Here is a 22225-nt window from a genome sequence, read left to right on the forward strand (position 1 = left end):
AATGGTGCTTTAAGTGATAATTCTCAAGGGGTTAAAGCTCTTAATTTAGATGAGATGAAACAAGTTAAGGGTGGGTATCAAGTTGTGTTCTTACATAATGGAACTCAATGGAATCCAGCAGATGAACTATATGCCATAGCAAAATACACTGAAGGAGAATTGCAATATATGGCAAACTACCTTCAAGGCAATGCAAACGCTCCACAAGGGCTTTGTGGTATAGATCAAACATCTTGCTCAAATCCTAGTAAAAATAGATTTACAGCATTTTTACAAGTAACACAAAATTCTCTCTCTATCCTTCCTGTATATACAGTTAAAAGACAAGTAAAAGTTTCTGATTTAGGAAAACCTTATGTTCTTTTCACTTATGGAGTTGGAGCATATGATACACAAAATCAGCAAATGTATAAATTTAATTCTAGCCCTATGTTAAATAATAATATGATTATTAAAGAAATGGCAAACAAATACAAAGGGCAAATGGAGTCTGCTCTTGGAGGGTGGTATGCAAGATGATTACTTTAAGTTCTTTTAATAGATATTTTGGAAATAATCCTCTACAGACACTTACTAAAATTAGAGATGAAAGTATCGAAAATGGAAATCCTGAGCTTACAAAAGAAGCAAGAGAAAAACTTGGTAATAGTTTTATAAATATGTATAAGGATTATGTGAAACTAAGCGATAAAGTAGAATTGGTTGAAGGATCAATAGAAGATAAACTTAGGAAAAATGAATTTTCAGAATCTGAGGTTAAAAGCTTATTTAAATGGATAGATGAAAATACAAAATCACCCCATTGGATGGAAGTTGATGGGGTGAGTTATGATGAAGCTTATATTAAAGTTTTTCATACAAGTAAAAATATAGACGAATTTAAAACAAAATATCTTGAGCTTCAACAAAAATATTTAGTCGATTTTAGAAATATTAATTCATCGCAAAAAAATTCAGAAGAAAACAAAGAAGAAGCTTTTAAACCTATACAAGCAGAAAGTAAAAACAAAGAAACTTACAAAGATGATAGCACAAGAAACGAACTTGTAAAAAAACTATTAGAAGATAAATTTAGTACTAGTAAAGAATTAGAACTTCTTTTTGGTATGAAATTTAGTGATGATGATGCAGGAGAATTTAATAAAATCCTTTCTTTAAATTCTACACCAAAAAGTATAGATATTAAGGCTTAAAGATTTAAAAGTCTTTAAATTCCTAATCTTAATAAAATAAACCTATTAAAACTTATATAATAAAGAACTTATTATAAATTTTTAGCTAGAATGGAATTTATTTTAACTAAAGGTTGAAAAATGAATGAAAAAATAAGCCAAGATTTAGAAAAATTTGCTAACATACCAAACCTAAAAAATGCCGTAACTTTTTTTGGTTCAGCAAGACTTAAAGAAGATAATTTTTATTATCAGCAGACTAAAATTTTGGCACAAAAATGTGTTCAAAATGGTTTTTGTGTGATAAGTGGTGGAGGAGGAGGCATTATGCGTGCAGCCAACGAAGGTGCTTTTTCACAAAAAAATAATACAAATTCAATGAGTTCTGTAGGGTTTAATATATTTTTACCTCACGAGCAAAAACTTAATGATTTTGTAGAATATAATATTACTTTTGAGAGCTTAGCCATACGCAAAATGGCTCTTATTGAAAAGAGTCTAGCTTTTGTGATCTTCCCAGGCGGCTTTGGAACACTTGATGAATTGTGTGAAATTCTTACATTAAAACAATTAGAATTTAAAAAAGATGTTCCTATTATTTTGTTTGGGAGTGAATTTTGGCGAGGTTTTGATGAGTTCGTCAGAAATTCTTTGCTCAAACTTGAAGTGATTTCTAAAGGAGATGAGTTAAAGTATAAAATCACTGACGACTTGAATTTTATAATTAATACTTTAAAGGAAATTTAATGAAAATTCTAGTCGCTATGAGTGGTGGAGTTGATAGTACAGTCACTGCTTATAAACTTAAAAATTTAGGTCATGAAGTTATAGGTTGTTATATGAAGCTTCATGGCAAGCCAAATTACCACGAAGAAAATATCAAAAAAGTAGAAAAAGTTGCAAACTTTTTGCAAATTCCTTATCATATTTTAGACTTACAAGAAGATTTTAAAAACAAAGTTTATATGCCTTTTGTAGATACTTATAAAGAGGGTAAAACACCAAATCCTTGCGCTTTATGCAACCGTTTTATCAAACTTGGAAAACTTTTAGAATTTGCTAAAAGTTTAGGTTGTGAAAAACTTGCCACAGGGCATTATGCAAGACTTGAAAACAACTTAATAAAAACCGCAGTAGATGAAAGTAAAGATCAAAGCTATTTTTTAGCTAGTGCAGATAAAGAAGCTTTAAAATATCTTATTTTTCCGCTAGGCGAAATGAAAAAAGAAGATGTGAAAAAATTTGCTTCCACTATAGAGGTTTTAAAATCTTTTGCCACTCAAAAGGAAAGTTCTGAAATTTGCTTTGTTGAAGATACTTATGTGCAAGTTTTAGATCAGTTTATGGATACAAAAATTCCTGGAGAAGTATTAGATAGTAGCGGAAAAGTAGTAGGCAAACATGAGGGCTATATGCACTATACCATAGGCAAAAGAAGAGGCTTTGAAGTGCGTGGGGCACATGAGCCACATTTTGTTTTAAAAATCAATCCTAAGCAAAATCAAATCATCGTAGGAACCAAAGAAGAACTTAAAATCAGTGAATTTAAGCTAAAAAATATCAATCTTTTTATAGACGCTAAAGAGCTTGATTGCGAAGTAAAAATCCGCTATCGCTCAAAATCTACACCTTGCAAGGTAGAAATTTATGAAGATAAAAGTGCAAAAATCACTCTAAAAAATCCTGTTTATGGACTTGCTAGCGGACAAATGGCAGTCTTTTATGATTATGATAAAGTCATAGCAAGCGGTTTTATAGAATAATTTCTAGGAATTAATTCCTAGAAATTATTAATAAAATCCTAAAATTTTCCACCAAAAAAGCCCAACAGCTATCATCACTACTATATCAACTATGGAAATCACAAAACCTATACTCCACCATTTTTTAAGAGTTACATAGCCTGTTCCAAAAATAACAGGAGCTGTTCCTGTTGCATAGTGAGTTAATGCCATCATAACATTACCTGAAGCTATCATAATAAAAGCATAAAGAAGTAGTGGTGCTCCTAAGGCAAGCCCTGCACTATAAAAAACAAAAAACATTGCTGATATATGAGCTGTAGCGGAAGCAAAGAAATAGTGCGTATATAAAAAAGCAAGGCTTAAAAATATCATAATAGAAATTTCCCCAAGTCCCATAGCAGAAGCAAATTTACCTAAAACTTCAGCTAAAAACTGAGTAACACCAAGTTTGCCAAGTAAAGTTGCCATCATTACAAGAACTGAAAACCATACTAAAGTATTCCAAGCAGCTTTTTCAGCCAAAACTTCCCCAAAAGTTAAAACTCCACTAATTAACACCAAAGACAACCCAAGTAAAGCCACGCTAGTCGCATCAAGAGAAATTCCAAAAAACAAGCCCAAAGTTCCAGCCCATAAAAGTAAAAGCAAGACAAAAACACTGAGCATGATTTTTTCACTATTTTTCATTTTTCCAAGCTCTTTTAATTTGTCTTTAGCAAAAGTGGAAGCATTAGGCGTGGATTTAATTTCTGGCGGAGAGAGAGAAAATAAAGCACCAAAGGCATCAAAAGCATAGCAGCTATACCAGGTAAAAACATCCCTAAAGCCCATTGCCCCCAAGTTAAATGCACTTCTAAATTTGTAGCTTGTGCTATAAGATCAACCACCAAAGGATTTGGAGCTGTAGCTGTAATAAACATAGCTGATGAAATAGGATTAGCTTGATAATTTACCAAAGAAAGATAAGTGCCTATTTTATTTTGCGTTCCATCTTCAGGAGTGGATTTAAAACTTCTTGCAATAGCTTGAACTATAGGATTTATGATAGCCCCTGCTCTTGCAGTATTTGAAGGAGTAACTGGAGCTAAAATGGTTTCACAAAAAGCTATAGAATAAGCAATATCTAAGGTTTTTTTACCAAAAATACTGATAAAATGATAAGCCAAACGCTCTCCAAGTCCTGTTTTAATAACTCCACGAGCCACAATAATAGAAATCACTATAAGCCAAATAAGAGAATTTGAAAAACCACTTAAAGCATCTTTTATACCTGTTTTAGATTTTAAATTTGATATAGCAGTATTTACCTTTTCATCTATACTCTTTTGAGATAAAAAATCAAGTGCTAAAGTATTTAAAGCTGAAATTTTAGTCTCATCAATAAGTTGTTGCGTAGAAGTTTTTGAAGTAGCCTTGGTGTAAATTTTACTTAGATTTTCAATCTGGTAATTTACATCTGTGCTTGATTTTAAAATTTCATCAACTTTTGCTTTTAAATTTCTACTTATATTAGCATTGATTAAAGCCTGCAAAATAGAGGCTTCAACTGCCTCATCCATAGTTGTTTTATAGATATTAGAATTATCTCTTAAAACAATTCCCTCAAGAGTTTTTATATGTGTAGCACGCACAGAACTTTGGGTAGTGGTAATGCCACTAAGAGCTATTATGGCAATAGCTATCATACAAACAGCCCCCAAAAGGCATTACTTGCAAAATCACTGCCATAATCACAGCAATAAAAAGCCCAAGAAAATGCCAAGAATTATCTTCCAAACCTACAGGAGTAGGCATAAGCCAAAACACAGCTGCAATTAAAATACACAGCACCAACAAGGGAATTTTACTTCTGTTCATTATTTATCCTTTGATATTGGTAATGTAATTTACAATGCTTAAATTTTAATTAACTAATATTTTAATAAATCTTAAAATTACAATTTTTAAATAAATTTTTAATTTATTGTTACAAACATACATAATTTTTTACGTTATTAAAGAAGCTAGTCTAATTGAAAAATAAATAGGGAATTTTAAATGAAGAAAACCCTTCCCCAGATAACTGCGGCACACACTAAAATCAAGTGCTCTGCTGTGTTCCCACCCTGAAGCGGTGCTTAAAAATAGCATTGCACAGGTCTAAGAAAAGGCAAAGAAATTATATCATAATATACTTAAAAAGTGTTGAGCTATAAAAACTAAATATAAAAATGTATAAATATGTAACAAATTGGTTATATTTTGTATAAATTTTTAAATTTAATTTGCAAAATTATTGTTTTTTTCAAGGAAATACGATTATATAGATATATTATATAAATTTTTAAGGAAAAATCATGGAAATCAAATGGAGTAAAGATTTTAGCATTAAAAACATACAATTAGATAAACAACACGAACTAATTTTTGAAATTGCTGAAATTGCAAACGATTTAGCTTTAAAAATTCAAGATAATGATGTGCAACACAAAAATGATTTAAAACAAATTCTTACAAAGTTATTCCAATATGTAAAAATTCATTTCAAAGATGAAGAAAAATTTATGGAAAGCATTGATTTTCCTTTGATTGAAGAACATAGAAAATCTCATCAAATATTATTAAAAAAGACTAAAGAACTTTTAGAACACTCAAATGATATTGTTAAAATGTCATTTGAACTTTCAACATTGACCAAAGATTGGATTTTAGATCATTTTGCTATTGAAGATTTATGGATAGCTAACTTCACAAAAAAAGCTCTACATCTTCAAGAGATTCATTATAATCTAGAGCAATACATAAAATTAAAATCGATTAGGCAAGATTTAAAGACTGAAAAAACCTATGATTATATTTGCAACTGTTATTTGCGTACTCATGCAGTTCCACAAACCATACACGAAGAACTTGTTAGCAAAGAAAATACTTTAAAATGTGAAAAATGTGGACAAATTTTAGTGCATTTAGATCATATTGATTTAAATCAAAATTATGAAATGTTAAATCATATCCTCGAAAACATAGGAGTGTAATGATGAGCTATGAAATAAAAACTTTAGAAACTTTCAATCCTTTTGAAAGTTTAAAATATGAACAAGCCAGCACAGATCAAATTCTTGATTTTAGAATTATAGATTTTAAACTTCTGTGTTCTAATATAAAACCAGCAAAAACAAAAACTTATGAAAGAAAGGATTTTGACTTATTTTATGCGGATGATTTTTTTGTAAAAAATTACAATACCATGGTGCAAAAATTTCTTATAGAAATTTATCCAAAAACACAAAAAAACTGTTTCGTGGTTAAGCTTAAATCTAATCCTAGTTTAACTTATCTTAAGGCCAATATTAATTTTTTGGATAATTTTAAATACTATCCAAATTTAAAATTTGACATTTTACAAAATATTTATAAAGTAATGATCAAACAAAAATTTTTAATCTTAAGACTTGATAAAAATTTATTTGACAAGATTGATGATTTTATCTTATCAATACAAAAAAGTCCATCTATTAAAGAAATAGAGCTTGAAATTGCCAAAGGTGTAGATAAGATTGAACATAAAAGTGATGAAATTATTTATCATAGAGATGTTAACGAAGAATGTTTTGACGAAAATATTAACTATGATGAAGGAAACTACTGTAAACCTATTGAAAAAAATGAGCTACTTTTTGAATACATTTATAGAATTCTTGGAAAAGAAGGACGAAATTTAAGAGGAGAAATCCTTCATTTAAATCCAATAGCTTTTTTTGATAATCCTTTTATCATAAAAGATGAAAGCATTTATACAGAAGAACTAGAAGATAGAATTAAATATTTTAGTGCAAATTATGGATTTTTAAATAAAGACCGATCAGGATATAGTGTTACAAATAATTTAAAATTATCACAAGTAGGACTTAAAACAACCGGTTCAATCAAAACAAATACTGATGAAAATATAAACTTAGAAATCACTAATTTTGATATAAATGATGATGCTGTTAAATCAGGTATTGTAAATGTTCAAGCTTCAGACATAAAAGTAAATGGAAGCATTGGAGCGACAAAACTTTATGGAAGAAATATCAGCATCAAAGGCCTAACTCATGCAAAAAGCGAAATTTTTGCACAAGATATTTTTATTACAACACACAAAGGAACTTTGCAAGCTGATACTGTATATATAAAAAATTTAGAAAACGGGATAGTTATAGCCAAAAATGTATTTGTTGAAAACTGCATGGGCGGAAAAATAGAAGCAGAAAATATTTATATTTGCAATTTATTAGCAGATAATATCTTATATCCCAAAAAAAATCTAATCATAACAAATAGTATAAAATTTAAAAATAATATTGTAATTTCTCCACTAGATTTTATTAACAATAAATCAAACTCAGAAACTGAAAATCTTACAAATTTAAGCCTTAAAACAAAGAGTAAACTTGATAATATCATAAGTCAAATGCAAAATTACTATGATTATCTAATCAAAAATCAAATCAAGATTATCAAACTTCAAAAAACTGAAAAACTTAATGCTATAGATATGAAATTTTCAAATCTTTATCGTGATATCATAAAAAAATATAATCATCTTAGTGTCTTGTATAAAAAACTTATAAAATTAAAATATCATATTGACGCAAAGCTAAATTTTTTAGATGAAATGGTTTATAATGTAAAAATATACATAAAAGCCGAAAATATTGGAGAGGATAATTTTTTAAAATTTTATCCTAAAACAAACACCGAGCTTGAACTAAAGCATCAAATAAATTTAAAAGATTATGAAAAAGTTTTATACCTTGAAAAAGGGCAACAAGCAAGCTATATTAAATCAAGTCATGATTATAGCGAAAGCGATATAGAAGAAATTAAAATTATTTTTGAAAAACTAGAAAAAGATAATTCCTAAAAATTATCTTTTCATATTAATAGCCTTTTGTATCATTTGATCGCTTGTGGTAATGCTTTTTGAGCTTGCATCAAAGGCTTTTTGAGTTACTATAAGATTTGAAAGCTCTACACTTAAATCAACATTAGATTGCTCTAAAAAACCACCTTTAAATTTAGCTGTATTAACAATCTGTCCATTTTTCATAATAAAACTTGCATCACCACTATTAGCTGTTGCAGCAAAGATATTATCGCCCATAGCAGCCAATCCTTGCTCATTGATAAAATTATATAAAGCAAGCTTTCCAACTATAGCATTTTTACCATTGCTAAATTGCGCTATAATACTTCCATCATCAGATATATCATATTGTTTAAAAAATCCTTCGGCTACACCATCTTGCTGTGTAACTACATTTTTTTCAACGCCTTCTTTAATATAAATCCCACTATAACCAGAACCAGGTTTATTAGCATCATAAGGAGAGCCTAAATCAATATTAATTGTTCCGCCATTTGGGTTTGCAATGCTTGTAATATTATTTTGAAGCAAAGCACCATTTTTATCAAAAACCATATTTCCTTCAGTTGGATTGCCTACGGCATTGCCATTAGAATCATAAATTTGGGCAATGGCTTTATACTGTATATTATCGCCTTCTTGCGGCAAAACCCTTTCAAGCGTAACCCTTAAAGTACTTTTACTTCCATCTGCATTATAAATAGGGGATTCTAAAATATCTTTATTGGCTTTTTGTTGTTCTGTTGAAATTTGAGCTGTATCAAGCTTGATGCTATTTTCATCCAAACCCTTTAAATCAAGCTCATTGCTTTTAAAATTAAGATTTTCATCTAAAGTTGCTTCAAAGCTTTTTTTTACGCCATTATCGTCAGTGAAATTTAAAATGATCCTATCACCCACTTTAGCACTAAACACATCTTCTTTGCTAACACTACCGCTAACTACATATTTTCCATCTTCGGTTTTTGTAATGTTAAATTTACCAAGATCAAGATCTACTTTGACCACTTCTGTTGTTGTGTTAGTATTTAAACTTCCACTCCATTTTACATTTTGAGTTACTTGAGGAGGTAAATACATATTCACAGGTACTTTAATAGCCCCTTGAGAAGCAGTTGTGCCTATACCGAAAGAATTATTTGAATTTACGGTAAAACCATTATTTACCGGAGTTCCTGTGTTAAGATAATCCCCCATAAACCCCGCAACCCTATCGCTATAGTTGATACCGGTAAAAGCAGGGTTCATTGTTCCTAAAACAAAATTTCCATAAGAATCTACCAAATATCCATTTGCATCTCTTTTAAACGATCCATTTCTAGTATAGTAAGCATTACCATCCGCTCCCAAAACCCCAAAAAATCCTTTTCCTTGTAAAGCCACATCAAATTCGCTATCGCTTGCCACAAGAGAACCTTGCTCAAAAACCACATTAGAAGAAGCTGATCCTGAGCCATATCCACCTTGAGCAGGATTAGTTGATTGAGTGGTTATGGTGCTATAAAAAATATCTTTAAATTGAGCATCAGAATACTTAAAACCTGTAGTATTAACATTAGCTATATTATTTGCATAAATATCAATACCAAAACTATTTGTTTTAACTCCAGAAATTCCATTATAAAATGAATTCATCATGGCTTATGCCTTTTCCTCTTTGTCGCCTTCTTCTGTAGATCCAGAATTAGAAGAATCTCCATCACTTGAGTCTCCACCTGAACTATCTCCAACGGAAGTTGAAGATGAACCAAGTTTATAATCACTAATTTCACCAATATCATCAAAACTTACATATTGACCACCCATTTTTGCATAAGCAATCCCATCAACAAATTTAATACCCTCTATAGGATAAGTTCCATAATTTGCAGTTATTTTTTCCCCGTTTTTATTATTATAAACCACTTTAACACTATACTCTCCATCCCCAGCATAAACACCATCATTATTTCTACCAGGCCACTCTAATGTAAATAAACCTTTTGATACTTCTTTTCCCTCATTACTTTTTTCACTAAATACCAACTTATTATTTTTATCATAAACCTCTAAGGTAATTCCTTTATCATCCGAATCTTCGGGCAAATACATTTTTAATGCAATAACCTCATCTGCGCCTGTTAATTTGACTTTGTTTTCATTTACCGTAGCCATTTTTCCTATAGCTCCCACTGCTGCAGTACTCATGCTCGTGCTAAAAGAATTGGAAAGTTTTTCCATAGTTTCAACCATTTTTTGCATAGTTGTATTGGTATTTTGTTGCATTTCAAGTGCACTAAGCTGTGAGGTTTGTGTAAGCATTTTATCACTATCCATAGGATCTGTTGGATCTTGATGTTGAAGCTCTATCAAAAGAAGTTTTAAAAACGCATCTTTGTCTAAAGTAGCATTTGGATTACTAACCACACCAGAGCTATTACTACTAGATGAATTATCCACTTTCGTATCCTTGTTGCTTGTTTGGTTAGTATTAGCAGTATTTGTCCAGTTAAGATTGCTATTCCAATTTGTTGTCGCCATGATAAAATCCTTTTTTTACATTCAGTCTTTTTTAATTAAAAGCAATAAGTGTTCCAACTTAGAAATACTTCGCTAAAACAAGCTCTAGATTGACTTTTTCACTTTCATTTTTTCCATCTAAAGCATCTTTAAAACCATATCCGCTACGATTTTTTCCTTGATTTTGATTTTGCTCTCTTTTACCTTGATCACTAAAATTCATTTCAAGTCCAGTAAATCCCATATTTACAAGAGAATTTTTAAACTCGACTTGATTTTGGATAAACAAATTCATTGCATTGGTATTGGAGTTGAAATTGATATGGAGGTTATTACCTCTTTGTATCAAAGTTACTTCCACTTCTCCAAGATTATTAGGATTTAGAGTGATACTAAGTTTAGTGATAGGCGCTTTATATTGATCTACAGCCTCTTTTAAATCTTGTGAAAAATACTGCAAAGTCTCTTTAGGCGTGATATTGCGAGCATTGTTTTGTGTTACTTTACTTAAATCTTTGACTAAAGAATTTAAGTCATCTAAATTATTTTTATCTACATTTTCACTGTGCGTTTTTGTTTGCTCTTGAGTAAAAGTTTCTTTATTGGTATTGTTGCTAAAATTAGCATTATTCTCTTTGTTTTGAACTGCTTGAGTTTTATTTAAATTTTCAAAATTTAATTTTTGATCAAAGAAATTCTGTTTTATATCTTTATTTTCTTTGTTGTTTTTAGGCTCTTTATTTAAACTAAAATCTTTTTGTGTTAAATTTGAAACTAAATTCTGAGCATCTTTGACAATTTCTTGATTTGAATTTTTATCAAGATTTAAATTTTGATTATTGTTCTTTAAATTTTTATTCTGATCTTGTATATTCTCTTGATTTAAATTGTTTTTTTCTTGATTTTTATTTAACTCTTTATTAAAATCTTTGTTTAAGTCTTTGCTTTCTTTATTTAGGTTGTTTAATTCTTTTTCATCTTTTTTTATTTGCTCATTATTTTTTGCATCTTTTGTGTTATCTTTATTTAAATTATCTTGGTTTTTTTTATCTTTTATATTCAACTCTTCTGTTAAATTTTTTGTAAACTCATCATTTTTGATATTTTTTAAAGTATTTTTAGCATCTGTGGTATCTTCTTCTATTTTTGATTTAACTTTATCATTTTTTTCGTGTTTGCTTTCTTTGGATGAAAGCATGGAATCTAAATTTTTTAAAGTTTGAGAAAGCAAAGAACCGCTATCTTTAGAATTTGTTTTTTGCGTAGAATGAGTGCTTGTAGTATGAGTTGTATTTTGTAAATTGTGATTTAAATTTTTACTCATATTGGAAATTTTATTATTGATGATTTCTTTAAAAACATTATCCACAGCACCTTTAAAAAAATCAGCCTTATCTAAATTTGGAAAAGTTGCTTTAAGATCAAGAAGACGATCTACTTTAATATTTTTTACATTTAAGCCCAGATCTTTAGCTATGTCCAAAAGCTCACTAAGATTTGATGCGCCTTTTAAAGCATTAAAATTGGCCTCTGTTTTGATAAGACTTGAAAGTTGAGTAGAAAGATTTGCCAGTTTAACATCTGCTGTATCTGTTTTTAGCTTATCCAACAAAGAAAGAATTTGCATAAAAGAAGCAGATTCGAAAATGCTTATCTTATCACTCTCATCAAAAGCTCCTTTTTGAAGTCTGTTCATCGCTTCATTAACAACTTCTTTTTGACTGATCTTCATATGATCAGGTAAAAATTCATTGGTTTCATCGATAGAATTAAGCAAAGAATTTAAAAAACTCTCCGTATCATCTTTAGTTGAATTTTTGCTATCGCTACTTTCATGTTCCTTATTTTTACTGGTTTTGCTAAAAGAACTGCTAGTAGTAGAAGTTTTACTCGGCGTAAGATTTAAAACATCATTTTGCGGAGCTAAATTTGACATCACTTTTCCTTCAAAAAAATTATTTTAAAAATTTATCTACCATTACATTAGGAAATTTTTCTTTCAAATAAGAATCTTCATATACTTTAATCATCTTATCTTCATTTAAAGCAGTTAAGATATTTAAAAGCTCTTCCAAATTTTTAGCATTTAAAATTTTCTCTAAATTTTCTTCATTTTCTAAAATTTCTGTAAGCTCGCTTGAAATTCTTGCCATTTTTTCGTTTTCATCTGATCTAAAAGTTTCTAAAAGTTCTAAAACTTGAAGCAAAACTTCATTTTTTCTCTCAGCTAAATCACTTTTAAATTCAACAAAAATCTCTTCATTTAATGGTTTTGACATTTTAACTTCCTTTTTAAAATTTTAATTTCATAAGTTTTTGAAGCAAGAAGTGTTCCAAGTTTTGATACTTTGTAGTTTAAGTTAAATTTTTGTATAATCTAAGCTTTTAAAAATTTAGCTTTGGAGAAGAAAATTTGGAAAACATTAGAAATATAGCAGTTATAGCTCACGTTGACCATGGTAAAACCACTATGGTAGATGAATTGTTAAAACAATCAGGCACCTTTAGCGAAAGAGAACAAATTTCAGAACGCGTTATGGATAGCAACGATATAGAAAAAGAACGCGGCATTACCATACTTTCAAAAAATACAGCAATCAATTACAAAGGTACAAAAATCAACATCATAGATACTCCAGGGCATGCTGATTTTGGCGGAGAAGTAGAACGCGTTTTAAAAATGATTGATGGAGTTTTGCTTTTAGTAGATGCTCAAGAAGGCGTTATGCCACAAACTAAATTCGTGGTTAAAAAAGCTTTATCTTTAGGGCTTAGACCTATAGTTGTAATCAACAAAATCGACAAACCAGCTGCTGATCCTGAAAGAGTGATCAATGAAATTTTTGATCTTTTTGTAGCCCTAGATGCAAACGATGAGCAACTTGACTTTGCTATAGTTTATGCTGCAGCAAAAAATGGTTATGCTAAGCTTGATCTAAACGATGAAAGCGATAATATGGAGCCACTTTTTAAAACCATACTTGAACGCGTTCCAGCACCAAGTGGCACAAATGATAATCCTTTACAACTTCAAGTTTTCACTTTAGGATATGATAATTTCGTAGGTAAAATAGGCATTGCTAGAATTTTCAATGGGGTTGTGAAGAAAAACCAAAGCGTAATGCTTGCAAAAGCTGATGGCACCAAAGTAAATGGTAGAATTTCAAAACTCATTGGCTTTATGGGCTTAGAAAAAATGGATATTGAAGAAGCAGGAAGTGGAGATATCGTAGCTATAGCAGGTTTTGAAGCTTTAGATGTGGGCGATAGCGTTGTAGATCCAAACAATCCTATGCCACTTGATCCTTTACACATTGAAGAGCCGACTTTAAGTATAGTATTTTCTGTAAATGATGGCCCATTAGCAGGAACTGAAGGAAAACATGTAACTTCAAATAAAATCGCTGAGCGCTTAGAAGCTGAAATGAAAACTAATATTGCTATGAAATACGAAAGCACAGGCGAAGGTAAATTTAAAGTAAGCGGTAGGGGTGAACTTCAAATCACTATTTTAGCTGAAAATATGCGTCGTGAAGGTTTTGAGTTTTGCATGGGAAGACCTGAAGTTATCGTAAAGGTTGAAGATGGGGTTAAAACAGAACCTTTTGAACATTTAGTTATCGATGTACCTGAGGAATTTAGTGGTGCGGTAATAGAAAAACTTGGCAAAAGAAAAGCTGAAATGAAAACTATGGCACCAACAGGCGATGGACAAACAAGACTTGAGTTTGAAATTCCAGCACGCGGACTTATAGGTTTTAGAAGCCAGTTTTTAACCGATACCAAAGGCGAAGGCGTGATGAATCATAGTTTTTTAGAATTCCGTCCTTTTAGTGGTGCGGTTGAAAAGCGTAACAATGGAGCGTTAATTTCTATGGAAAATGGCGTGGCTTTGGGGTATTCTTTGTTTAACCTTCAAGAGCGTGGAGTGCTTTTCATAGAGCCTCAAACTAAAGTTTATACTGGTATGATTATAGGTGAGCACTCTCGTCCAAATGATTTAGATGTTAATCCTATCAAAGGAAAGAATCTTACCAATGTAAGAGCGAGTGGAAGCGATGATGCAATCAAACTTGTACCACCTAGAAAATTAAGCCTTGAAAGAGCTTTAGAGTGGATAGAAGAAGATGAACTTGTAGAAGTTACGCCTGTAAATGTGCGTGTTCGCAAACGCTATCTTGATCCAACTCAAAGAAAAAGAATGGAAAAAGCAAAATCTTAATGGATTTAAAAAGCTTAGAAAATAATAGACTTTATATACTTAAACGCTTAGGAATCTTAAAATTCCTAAGCATTATCGAAGCCTTACTTGTAGGTTTTTTAGCCTTTGTTTTTATAAGAGATGCCTTAATCGCAGTAATTTTAGCTGTTTTTGTAGGTGTTTTTTTCTTTCGTTTTACAGCCAAAAAACTAAAACTCGCACAAAAAGAATTACAAATTGATGCTTTAAATTTGTTTTTGCGTCGTTTTGGGGCGAAATTTAAAAAGCAAAGTTTAAGCCAAAAAGACTTTTTAAAACTAGGACTTACAAAGGATTTGAAAGAATTTAAAAGTCAAAACTGCTTTGAATTTAAGGATTTTAAAATTTATGATATTCAGTTTTTGGACGAAAACAAACGCTTTTTTTGCGGAATTTTACTCGAAATTTTAAGTGCAAACAAAAATCCTAGCTTTGAAAACGAAGACCAAATTTATATCAAACTTAAAGATAAAAATTTCACTTTAAATCATATCTTTTCTAAAGAAAATCATTATCTTATCGCTACTTTAAGCAATCCTTTCTTTATAGATATAAAAAAAGATTTAGAAAACAATTTCAAAAATTTAGAAGAAAATCTAAACTCTATAAAAAACAAACTATTTAAATAATTAACATAAAGTTAATATCATAAAATTTTAATAAATATTAATTATATACTTTAAAAATATATTACTTTTAGTAACACTTTAAAATTTAATTTTATTTAAATTATTCTTATTATGCTTAATATTTAAGAAAAAATACACTAAAATCAATTTGAACTGCAAATAAAAAGGAGGAAAATCATGAAAAAACACATTTTATTGCTTGGTTTATGTCTTAGTTTGAGTCTTAGTGCTAAAAGCGTGAGTGATTACAAAGTAGGAGAAGAATTAAGCGACAAGGAAGGAGTAGAGTATTTTAAGGAACTTTCCAAAAGACCTGTGCAAGAATGGCCAAATAAAAATTTAAGCATCAATGATGTTCCAAAAGGCAAGCAAGGGGATTTAATCCGTTATGGCATAGAGCTTTTAAGCAAGACAGAAAGTACTCTAGGACCCTATAGCAAGCTAAAAAAGACAAGCAACGAAGTAAACTGTATTTCCTGTCACATGGACAATGACGGCAATGGTTTACCAGGGACAAAAAAATATGTTATTCCATTTTTAAATGTCCTAAACAATTATCCAAGACTTGATATAGAAACGATGAAAATCATCTCTGTTGAAGATAGAATTCGCGGAATGGGCGGAACTGACTCTCATAGATTTCCTAATGATTCTAAAGAAATGAAAGCAATTTTAGCTTATTTTAAATGGCTAAAAGAAGCTTATGGTATCAAAGACGGCGTAAAGCTTGAAGGAGATTTTTTCGCTAAGATGAATTTTCCAAATCGCCCAGCTGACCCTGTGCGTGGAAAAAAACTCTTTGAAGAAAATTGCGTTGCTTGCCATGGCGAAAGAGGACTTGGGGTAAAAAATGATAATTACGAACAAGGTAGCGGACATTTATATCCATCTTTACTTATCTATCCTGATGGTGGACACATGGCTATGATACCATTTTTAGCAAGATTTTTAAAATCAGCCATGCCTTTTGGTGCGAGTGCAGATAATCCTATATTAAGCGATGAAGATGCACTAGATATAGCAGCTTATGTCAATACAGGTTTTGTAAGAATGCCTATAACCACTACAGAAAATCGTGCAGGACTTGATACAGCTTATAGCAAATCCCCATCATTAAAACCTGAGTATTTTGCCTCACCGCAACAAAATTTAGACCCTAAAGAATACATAAAAGTAAAATACGGACCTTGGAAAAATCCAAATCACTTCCCAGGAGAATGATTAATTTTGGGCTAAGCCCAAAATTAATCCTCATCTTTTGCTAAATTTTCAAGACTTTTAATCCCTTCTTCGCCTATCAAATTTCCACCTTGTAAGTCGCTAAATATCGCATTTAAAGAACTCACTATGGCAGTGGAATTAAAACTTAGATTTTCTATAGCTCTTTCTCTTTTTTTCCATATATTTTGCAAAGCCCTTTTTTCAGCTTCTAACTCTTCTTTCATATTTTGGTAAGTTTTGAGTATAAAAGTGATTTGCGTGTTAAATTCCTTAGAATTTAAGTATTCGTATAAAATGTGATTTTTTTCATCTTTGTTTTGCAAGGCATTTTTGAGTTTGTAAGCGTTTATAATGCTTTCTCTAAGCACTGCTAAAACACCTTTGAATTCATTAAAAGTACAGATCAAAATTCCTTCTTTAAAATGCGTTTTTTCTTTATCTTTTGGCATAGTTTTTGTAATCAAAACCGCTATATCACTTTTTGCGGCTATACTGTCTAGTTTAAGTTTATCAAGCCATTCTTTATTAAATTCTTTAGTGCGTTTGCTCTCATACAAAATACTTCCACAAATATTTCCAAAATTATCCTTTACTATATGCAGACAATCAGCTCCATTTACGCCCTTTGGCACTTCTTTTACTTCATCGCTTAAATACTCACTTTGTATGTATTCTTCTATGAGTAGTTCGGCTGCTTCGCCTTGGAGTTGCTGTGAGCCTTGTTCTATCCTGCGTTGTGCGTCTTCTAACTTTTGGGCTACACTTTTAAAATTCGTTTCTAGCTCTTTGTATTTAAGATCTTGCTCTTGAGTGCTTTTTTGAAATTCAAGACGCATTTTTTCTCTTTCAAATTCCAAATTTTTGCTTTCTTGTTCTTTAAATTCTTTAAAAGCCTCTTCTTTGGCTTGAAATTTCAGTCTTTCTTCATTTTCTTTTTGCTCTCTTTTGAGTTTTTCATTTTCAGCCTTTATGCTTAAAAACTCGCTAAGCTCTTTGCTTTTTTTCTCGAGTTCTTCTTGCATGATTTTCATTTCATTTTCATGCTCTTTGTTAAATTTCTCGCTGAATTCTTTTTGGAAATTTTGCTTTTGCGTGAGAAGTTCTTGTTCAAATTTTTGCTTTTCTAAAAGAAGCTTTTGGCTTACTTGCTCGCTTATGAGTTTTTCTTGTTCTATCTTTTGAGTTTTTAAATCATTTAAAGCTTTGGTGTATTCAGCTCTTTTAGCATTTACCTCATCATCAAATTCTTTTTTTTGTTTTAGCATTTCTTGCTTAGCTTTATCTAAAATTTGAGCATATAAAGCAGTGCTGATATCGATAAAACTTCCACAACTTGGGCATTTGATTTGTTCATTTTGGTTTAAATTTTGCATAAAATTTCCTTAGAATTTTTCCCTAAATTTAACATAGAAAAACAAAGATTATTCTAAGATTGACTTGTTAAAATCATTCTTTTAAAATAATTAGGATTACAAATGCAAAAACACACCAAAATTCACGGCTTTGCTAAATTTAAACTCATCGTTATCCTTGCTTTGATGTCAAGCATAGCACCGCTTTCTACAGATATGTATTTGCCTGCACTTTCTCATGTGGAGCAAAGTTTTCAAACTAATTCTTTTTTAACCCAACTTAGTATTGCAAGTTTTTTTATCGCTTTTGCTTTAGGACAGCTTATATATGGGCCTTTAAGTGATATTTTTGGGCGTAAAATTCCAGCTTTGGTGGGGATATTTTTCTTCATCGTTTCGAGTTTGTTTTGTGTGATTATCGATGATATTTATGCTTTTATCGCTTTGAGATTTTTTGAAGCACTTGGGGGATGTGCAGGTGTGGTTATCGCAAGGGCTATTGTCAATGACTTGTTTGAGATCAAAGAAGCTGCAGGAATTTTTGCTTTGATGATGGTTTTTAGTTCTCTTGCTCCTATGCTTTCGCCAACTTTTGGGGGAATTTTGCTAGAGTATTTTTCATGGCATAGTATTTTTGCGACTTTGTTTGCTTTGGGAATTTTGCTTTTTTTGATGATACTTTTTGGCTTAAAAGAGTCCGCACCTCATCTTAAAAACAAAAAATTTTCCCATCACGAAGCGATGAAAAGCTACAAATTTGTTTTAAGCGATAAACGCTTTTTAGTTTATATACTATGCGCTTCTTTTGCTTTGGCGGCGATGTTTGCTTATATCACAGGATCAAGCTTTGTTTTTACGCAGTTTTTTGGCTTAAGTGAGCAAAAATTTGCTTTGCTTTTTGGGGCAAATGCTTTAGGTTTTGTCATCTGTGCAAATATCAATGCGAGATTGGTTTTAAAATACGAAAGCGAAAAGATCTTAGCAAAAGCTTTGATGATAATGTTTATATCGACTGTAATTTTACTTGCAAATGCCTTTTTTCACCCAAATTTCTTGCTTTTTGAACTTAGTATTTTTACAAGTATCGCTATGCTTGGTTTCATCGCACCCAATACCACGACTTTAGCTATGGCAAGGTTTAAAGAACATAGCGGAACTGCTTCTGCGGTGCTTGGAACGGTGCAATTTGGTTTTGCAGGGTTTATCTCCTTCGTGGTTGGGGCTATTAACGCAAATACGCCGATAATCCTTGCTTTTGTAATGTGTGCTTGTGTGCTAGTTGCTAATGGAGTGTATTTTTTAACTAGGAGAAAAAATGAAAACAAATAATATCCTTATGGCTTTAGCCATAGTTTTGGCAAGTTTGATTCTAGCTTTTGGATTTAACAAGGCTTTAAGTGATTTTAAAACTCTTGAAAGAAGTGTAAGTGTAAAGGGTTTAAGCCAAAAAGAAGTCGAAGCAGATACTTTGATACTTCCTATAAAATTCACAAGATCAAACAATAATCTTACAAATTTATACGAAGAACTAGAACAAGATAAAGAAAATATCATCAAATTTTTAAAAGAACAAGGCGTAAAAGAAGATGAGATCAGCTACAACTCGCCAAATATCATAGATCGTTTAAGCGATCCTTATGGCAACGACACTCAAGCTACATACCGATACATAGGCACTGCGAATTTACTCATCTACACGCAAAATGTAAAGCTTGGAAAAAGCATACTAGAAAATATTTCAAGTCTTGCAAAATTTGGCATAGTAACGAAAATCGATAATTATGACATAGAATACCTTTACACCAAGCTAAATGAGATAAAACCACAAATGATAGAAGAAGCAACGCTCAATGCTAGAAATGCAGCGATAAAATTCGCACAAGACTCAAACAGCCATCTAGGCAAGATAAAAAAGGCTTCTCAAGGACAATTTAGCATCAGCAACAGAGATAAAAACACCCCTTATATCAAAACTATAAGAGTGGTTTCTACTATAGAATACTACTTAAAAGACTGATGATAAAATTTCAAGCTAAGCTTTAAGGCTTAGCTTGGCACTATGGAATTTTTTCGTGCGGTTTTTAAATAGTTTTTTATAATTATTTTTCTATTTTTGCTTTAATTTTATCTTGAAGTCTTTTCAATGTATTAAATGGAAGAATATCAAGCATTTTTTCAATCAAGCTTAAACTAGGAATTTCACCTTTTTTATCAAATATCTTGCTTGGATTATTTTCTGCAGAATCTAGCATAATTTTTAAAAGTTGATTTTTTAGTTCCTCGTTCTCTGTTTCTTTTATTTGAGTTTCATACCCTTTATAAGTTTGATTTAATCTTTGTTTATAAGCATACTCACTTGCTATTCTTTTATATTCTGCAATTTGCTTTGTAGAATAATAAGTAAAAAATCCGCTAAAAAATAAAAATGGCAAAGCTCTAAGAAAATTTATATATGTAAAATTTTCCTCAAATGAAAAGCAAAAATAAATACCAAAAACAATAATAAAAACGAATATAGACACTCCAAAAATTATATTCCAAGTTTTGATATTTGTTTGTGCAACCTCTCTTTCATCTTTATAAGCCTCGGCTAATCCCGCAGAAGTTGCACCTGGTAATAATTCATCTATTTCATCATTTTTTTCTTTATACAAATTTTCAAATTTATCTTTATAGCCATTTAAACAATTTTCTAATTCTTGTTTTTTACTAGAAATTAAATTGTTTATTTCAGTCCGTTTTTCATTTAAATATTTTTCAAGAGATAACTTTCCACCTTTTCCATTTTCATCTGCTTCAACACCAATAAAAATTTCATTGTAAAATTTTTCAAATTTTTCTATTTTATCTTTATTTTCTTCGATATCATCACAAGCTTGTTTCAACTTCGAAATAATCCCTTCGGTAACATTGCCTTGAGAATCTTCCTGATCATAAAATTTCATATAATCATTTTTCATTTTATTTGCACATTCTTTAGCTTTTTCAATTTCAATTAAAGCACTGCTTTTATTTTCACCATCGGTTTCAATATCAAAAATTTTCCAATAAATTTCATCTATATCTTTTTGTCCGATTTTTATATCTTTAATCATATCTTTTACGGACATTTCTTCATCATTGCCATTTCCATTATAAACAGAATTAAATTCTGCAATATCTTTTAATGAATTTTGTATAGCATTATTTTCGATTAGATTAAGAAATTGTTCTAATTGTTTTAAAGAATTTTCATCTTTGATATTTTTTATAATTTTATAAAATAACTTTTTTTGTTCTTTAATTAAATTTTCCATTTTTATTCCTTATTTTTTATATTTTGTTGCAAATTTTCATCACAATACCTTAAATTTTTCAACTTGGCACTATGGAATTTTTGCGTGCGGTTTTTTGGAGTGAAAAAAGAACTAAAAATATTAAAATAGTATAAGCAAATGTTAGATATATAAACAAAGGATCATTTGAAAATATTTTATCATTGATAAGTTTTCCAATAAAAGGATTTAAAATAGTTATATTAGCACCCATAGATATAATAACAATAATATAACTTATACATATAAAAATATATCTTAGAAATAATGTATTTAAACATACCATCCATAAATAAAAAATACAAAATGTAAAAAATATTCCTATATTAGATAAAATATTTAAATTATTTTGATTTTTTGGAATATAAATGTTTATATAAATTAAGATAATTAGCAAAAATAATAAATAAACACATAAAATTAATATACTTTTAATTATATCTTTAAATATTATATTTTTAATTATTATAAAATCTAATTTTATATTTTTGAAAATCTTATAAAATATTACTATAAGACAAATAAAACAAACAGCAACAAAAGAAATTAAAATATGATTATAATATTGTTGCATAAATGAAAAATTTATAATTACTTCCTTGACTTTTGTCAAATAAGAAAACATATCTGAAGTTTTGTTTAAATTTTGTATAGATTTTTTTTCCAAATCAAACTCAAAGCTTCTTACAAAAATAAACAAAATATATAAACTAATTAGTAATATAAGATTATTAAAAACTTTTAAAAAGTCTGTGTGATGATCGCAAAGCTTTCTATAAAATCCTAAAAGTAAAAAATCCATAAAATCCCGAATTCTCGAAACATTTTTTTCTAAATCTGTCGTATTTTTTACATTCTCACCTTTTTTATCCCAATTTTGTTTTAGCTCTATTTCTTTACAATAAAGCTCGTATTTATGAAATTTTGAAGCATCTAAAAGATTATTATCTTTTATCAAAGCACTTTTAAAAATCCTAAAAGAATCTCTAAAATCATTTGCAAATTTATCTAAGGATTTTTGATCTTCTTTTTTTTTATTTTTATTAAACTCTTCATATTCTTGTTCGATTTTTTCTTCTAAATTATCAAAAGTAAAATTTAAATTTGTATTTACAACATTTAAATTTCCTTTGAAAATCGCTTGAGAAAAATTCGGAGTTTT

Annotated in this window: 18 protein-coding genes, 1 other RNA gene and 1 pseudogene; 11 read left to right on the top strand and 9 right to left on the bottom strand. The window is 29.9% G+C overall.

Features of this window, described 5'->3' with window-relative positions:
• The 4 genes from AJ885_RS09715 to mnmA form a co-directional block, all read left to right on the top strand.
• Positions 1 to 519: bacteriocin (locus AJ885_RS09715; RefSeq protein ID WP_250578769.1), on the top strand; the 519-nt coding region annotated here is incomplete at its 5' end.
• Positions 516 to 1193 carry a hypothetical protein gene (locus tag AJ885_RS09720; protein ID WP_070210405.1) on the top strand — a complete coding sequence of 226 codons (678 nt, stop codon included), beginning with the start codon at positions 516 to 518 and terminating at the stop codon, positions 1191 to 1193. The genes AJ885_RS09715 and AJ885_RS09720, both read left to right, overlap by 4 nt.
• Positions 1194 to 1313: 120 nt before the next feature.
• Positions 1314 to 1919, top strand: a complete 606-nt coding sequence (locus AJ885_RS09725; RefSeq protein ID WP_070210406.1) for a TIGR00730 family Rossman fold protein — start codon at positions 1314 to 1316, stop codon at positions 1917 to 1919.
• The gene (mnmA, locus tag AJ885_RS09730; RefSeq protein WP_002860896.1) at positions 1919 to 2935 is read left to right on the top strand and encodes a tRNA 2-thiouridine(34) synthase MnmA; all 1017 of its coding nucleotides are present in this window, start codon (positions 1919 to 1921) and stop codon (positions 2933 to 2935) included. The genes AJ885_RS09725 and mnmA overlap by 1 nt, the downstream gene beginning before the upstream one ends.
• Positions 2936 to 2962: 27 nt before the next feature.
• Here mnmA and AJ885_RS09735 read toward each other — a convergent pair.
• A pseudogene (locus tag AJ885_RS09735) lies at positions 2963 to 4774 on the bottom strand (DASS family sodium-coupled anion symporter).
• Positions 4775 to 4965: 191 nt separating this feature from the next.
• Positions 4966 to 5063, bottom strand: an RNA gene (gene ffs, locus AJ885_RS09740) — signal recognition particle sRNA small type.
• A 190-nt stretch (positions 5064 to 5253) separates the two neighbouring features.
• Here ffs and AJ885_RS09745 point away from each other — a divergent pair.
• Together AJ885_RS09745 and AJ885_RS09750 are read left to right on the top strand one after the other, a co-directional pair.
• Positions 5254 to 5931, top strand: coding sequence for a hemerythrin family protein (locus tag AJ885_RS09745; RefSeq protein WP_002860894.1), 678 nt, complete (start codon positions 5254 to 5256; stop codon positions 5929 to 5931).
• A 2-nt stretch (positions 5932 to 5933) separates the two neighbouring features.
• Positions 5934 to 7805: a flagellar assembly protein A gene (locus tag AJ885_RS09750; RefSeq protein ID WP_070281253.1), complete on the top strand. Its 1872-nt coding sequence runs from the start codon at positions 5934 to 5936 to the stop codon at positions 7803 to 7805.
• 3 nt (positions 7806 to 7808) lie between these two features.
• Here AJ885_RS09750 and AJ885_RS09755 read toward each other — a convergent pair whose 3' ends face one another.
• Genes AJ885_RS09755 through AJ885_RS09770 form a run of 4 tightly spaced genes read right to left on the bottom strand, consistent with a single transcriptional unit; the run spans position 7809 to position 12586 of the window.
• Complete coding sequence (locus AJ885_RS09755; RefSeq protein ID WP_070281237.1) at positions 7809 to 9446, bottom strand: flagellar hook-basal body complex protein; 1638 nt, start codon at positions 9444 to 9446, stop codon at positions 7809 to 7811.
• Positions 9447 to 9449: 3 nt separating this feature from the next.
• Positions 9450 to 10328: a flagellar basal body rod modification protein gene (locus AJ885_RS09760; protein ID WP_002860891.1), complete on the bottom strand. Its 879-nt coding sequence runs from the start codon at positions 10326 to 10328 to the stop codon at positions 9450 to 9452.
• A gap of 58 nt (positions 10329 to 10386) precedes the next feature.
• Positions 10387 to 12246, bottom strand: a complete 1860-nt coding sequence (locus AJ885_RS09765) for a flagellar hook-length control protein FliK (RefSeq protein WP_079860294.1) — start codon at positions 12244 to 12246, stop codon at positions 10387 to 10389.
• A 16-nt stretch (positions 12247 to 12262) separates the two neighbouring features.
• Positions 12263 to 12586, bottom strand: a complete 324-nt coding sequence (locus tag AJ885_RS09770) for a hypothetical protein (RefSeq protein ID WP_002782892.1) — start codon at positions 12584 to 12586, stop codon at positions 12263 to 12265.
• A 134-nt stretch (positions 12587 to 12720) separates the two neighbouring features.
• Here AJ885_RS09770 and typA point away from each other — a divergent pair, with 134 nt between their 5' ends.
• The 3 genes from typA (at position 12721) to AJ885_RS09785 (ending at position 16397) form a co-directional block, all read left to right on the top strand.
• Positions 12721 to 14529, top strand: a complete 1809-nt coding sequence (typA, locus tag AJ885_RS09775) for a translational GTPase TypA (RefSeq protein ID WP_070281240.1) — start codon at positions 12721 to 12723, stop codon at positions 14527 to 14529.
• Positions 14529 to 15176, top strand: coding sequence for a hypothetical protein (locus AJ885_RS09780; protein WP_002860888.1), 648 nt, complete (start codon positions 14529 to 14531; stop codon positions 15174 to 15176). Before typA ends, AJ885_RS09780 begins: the two co-directional genes overlap by 1 nt.
• A 177-nt stretch (positions 15177 to 15353) precedes the next feature.
• Complete coding sequence (locus tag AJ885_RS09785) at positions 15354 to 16397, top strand: c-type cytochrome (protein WP_002860887.1); 1044 nt, start codon at positions 15354 to 15356, stop codon at positions 16395 to 16397.
• A 23-nt stretch (positions 16398 to 16420) separates the two neighbouring features.
• Here AJ885_RS09785 and AJ885_RS09790 read toward each other — a convergent pair whose 3' ends face one another.
• Entirely contained in the window at positions 16421 to 17770 is a 1350-nt protein-coding gene (locus AJ885_RS09790) for a DUF2130 domain-containing protein (RefSeq protein ID WP_070281242.1), read from the bottom strand.
• A 102-nt stretch (positions 17771 to 17872) separates the two neighbouring features.
• On the opposite strand from AJ885_RS09790, the gene AJ885_RS09795 reads away from it, so the two are divergent.
• Entirely contained in the window at positions 17873 to 19078 is a 1206-nt protein-coding gene (locus AJ885_RS09795; protein ID WP_070281244.1) for a multidrug effflux MFS transporter, read from the top strand.
• Positions 19065 to 19766 carry an SIMPL domain-containing protein gene (locus tag AJ885_RS09800; protein ID WP_070281246.1) on the top strand — a complete coding sequence of 234 codons (702 nt, stop codon included), beginning with the start codon at positions 19065 to 19067 and terminating at the stop codon, positions 19764 to 19766. Before AJ885_RS09795 ends, AJ885_RS09800 begins: the two co-directional genes overlap by 14 nt.
• A gap of 82 nt (positions 19767 to 19848) precedes the next feature.
• On the opposite strand, the gene AJ885_RS09805 is transcribed toward AJ885_RS09800, so the two are convergent.
• Both AJ885_RS09805 and AJ885_RS09810 read right to left on the bottom strand, forming a co-directional pair.
• Entirely contained in the window at positions 19849 to 21045 is a 1197-nt protein-coding gene (locus tag AJ885_RS09805; protein ID WP_070281247.1) for a hypothetical protein, read from the bottom strand.
• A gap of 58 nt (positions 21046 to 21103) precedes the next feature.
• Positions 21104 to 22225, bottom strand: a 1122-nt coding sequence (locus AJ885_RS09810; RefSeq protein ID WP_070281249.1) for a hypothetical protein, incomplete at its 5' end; no start/stop codon positions are given.

The organism is Campylobacter sp. BCW_6464 (assembly GCF_001762775.1).
GTDB classification, from domain to species: Bacteria; Campylobacterota; Campylobacteria; order Campylobacterales; family Campylobacteraceae; genus Campylobacter_D; species Campylobacter_D jejuni.

What these genes read in the sequence shown, in the direction of transcription:
- AJ885_RS09720 (WP_070210405.1), top strand. Translation starts at nt 516, where the DNA reads ATGATTACTTTAAGTTCTTTTAATAGATATTTTGGAAATAATCCTCTA.
- AJ885_RS09725 (WP_070210406.1), top strand. Translation starts at nt 1,314, where the DNA reads ATGAATGAAAAAATAAGCCAAGATTTAGAAAAATTTGCTAACATACCA.
- mnmA (WP_002860896.1), top strand. Translation starts at nt 1,919, where the DNA reads ATGAAAATTCTAGTCGCTATGAGTGGTGGAGTTGATAGTACAGTCACT.
- AJ885_RS09745 (WP_002860894.1), top strand. Translation starts at nt 5,254, where the DNA reads ATGGAAATCAAATGGAGTAAAGATTTTAGCATTAAAAACATACAATTA.
- AJ885_RS09750 (WP_070281253.1), top strand. Translation starts at nt 5,934, where the DNA reads ATGAGCTATGAAATAAAAACTTTAGAAACTTTCAATCCTTTTGAAAGT.
- AJ885_RS09755 (WP_070281237.1), bottom strand. Translation starts at nt 9,446, where the DNA reads ATGATGAATTCATTTTATAATGGAATTTCTGGAGTTAAAACAAATAGT.
- AJ885_RS09760 (WP_002860891.1), bottom strand. Translation starts at nt 10,328, where the DNA reads ATGGCGACAACAAATTGGAATAGCAATCTTAACTGGACAAATACTGCT.
- AJ885_RS09770 (WP_002782892.1), bottom strand. Translation starts at nt 12,586, where the DNA reads ATGTCAAAACCATTAAATGAAGAGATTTTTGTTGAATTTAAAAGTGAT.
- AJ885_RS09780 (WP_002860888.1), top strand. Translation starts at nt 14,529, where the DNA reads ATGGATTTAAAAAGCTTAGAAAATAATAGACTTTATATACTTAAACGC.
- AJ885_RS09785 (WP_002860887.1), top strand. Translation starts at nt 15,354, where the DNA reads ATGAAAAAACACATTTTATTGCTTGGTTTATGTCTTAGTTTGAGTCTT.
- AJ885_RS09790 (WP_070281242.1), bottom strand. Translation starts at nt 17,770, where the DNA reads ATGCAAAATTTAAACCAAAATGAACAAATCAAATGCCCAAGTTGTGGA.
- AJ885_RS09795 (WP_070281244.1), top strand. Translation starts at nt 17,873, where the DNA reads ATGCAAAAACACACCAAAATTCACGGCTTTGCTAAATTTAAACTCATC.
- AJ885_RS09800 (WP_070281246.1), top strand. Translation starts at nt 19,065, where the DNA reads ATGAAAACAAATAATATCCTTATGGCTTTAGCCATAGTTTTGGCAAGT.
- AJ885_RS09805 (WP_070281247.1), bottom strand. Translation starts at nt 21,045, where the DNA reads ATGGAAAATTTAATTAAAGAACAAAAAAAGTTATTTTATAAAATTATA.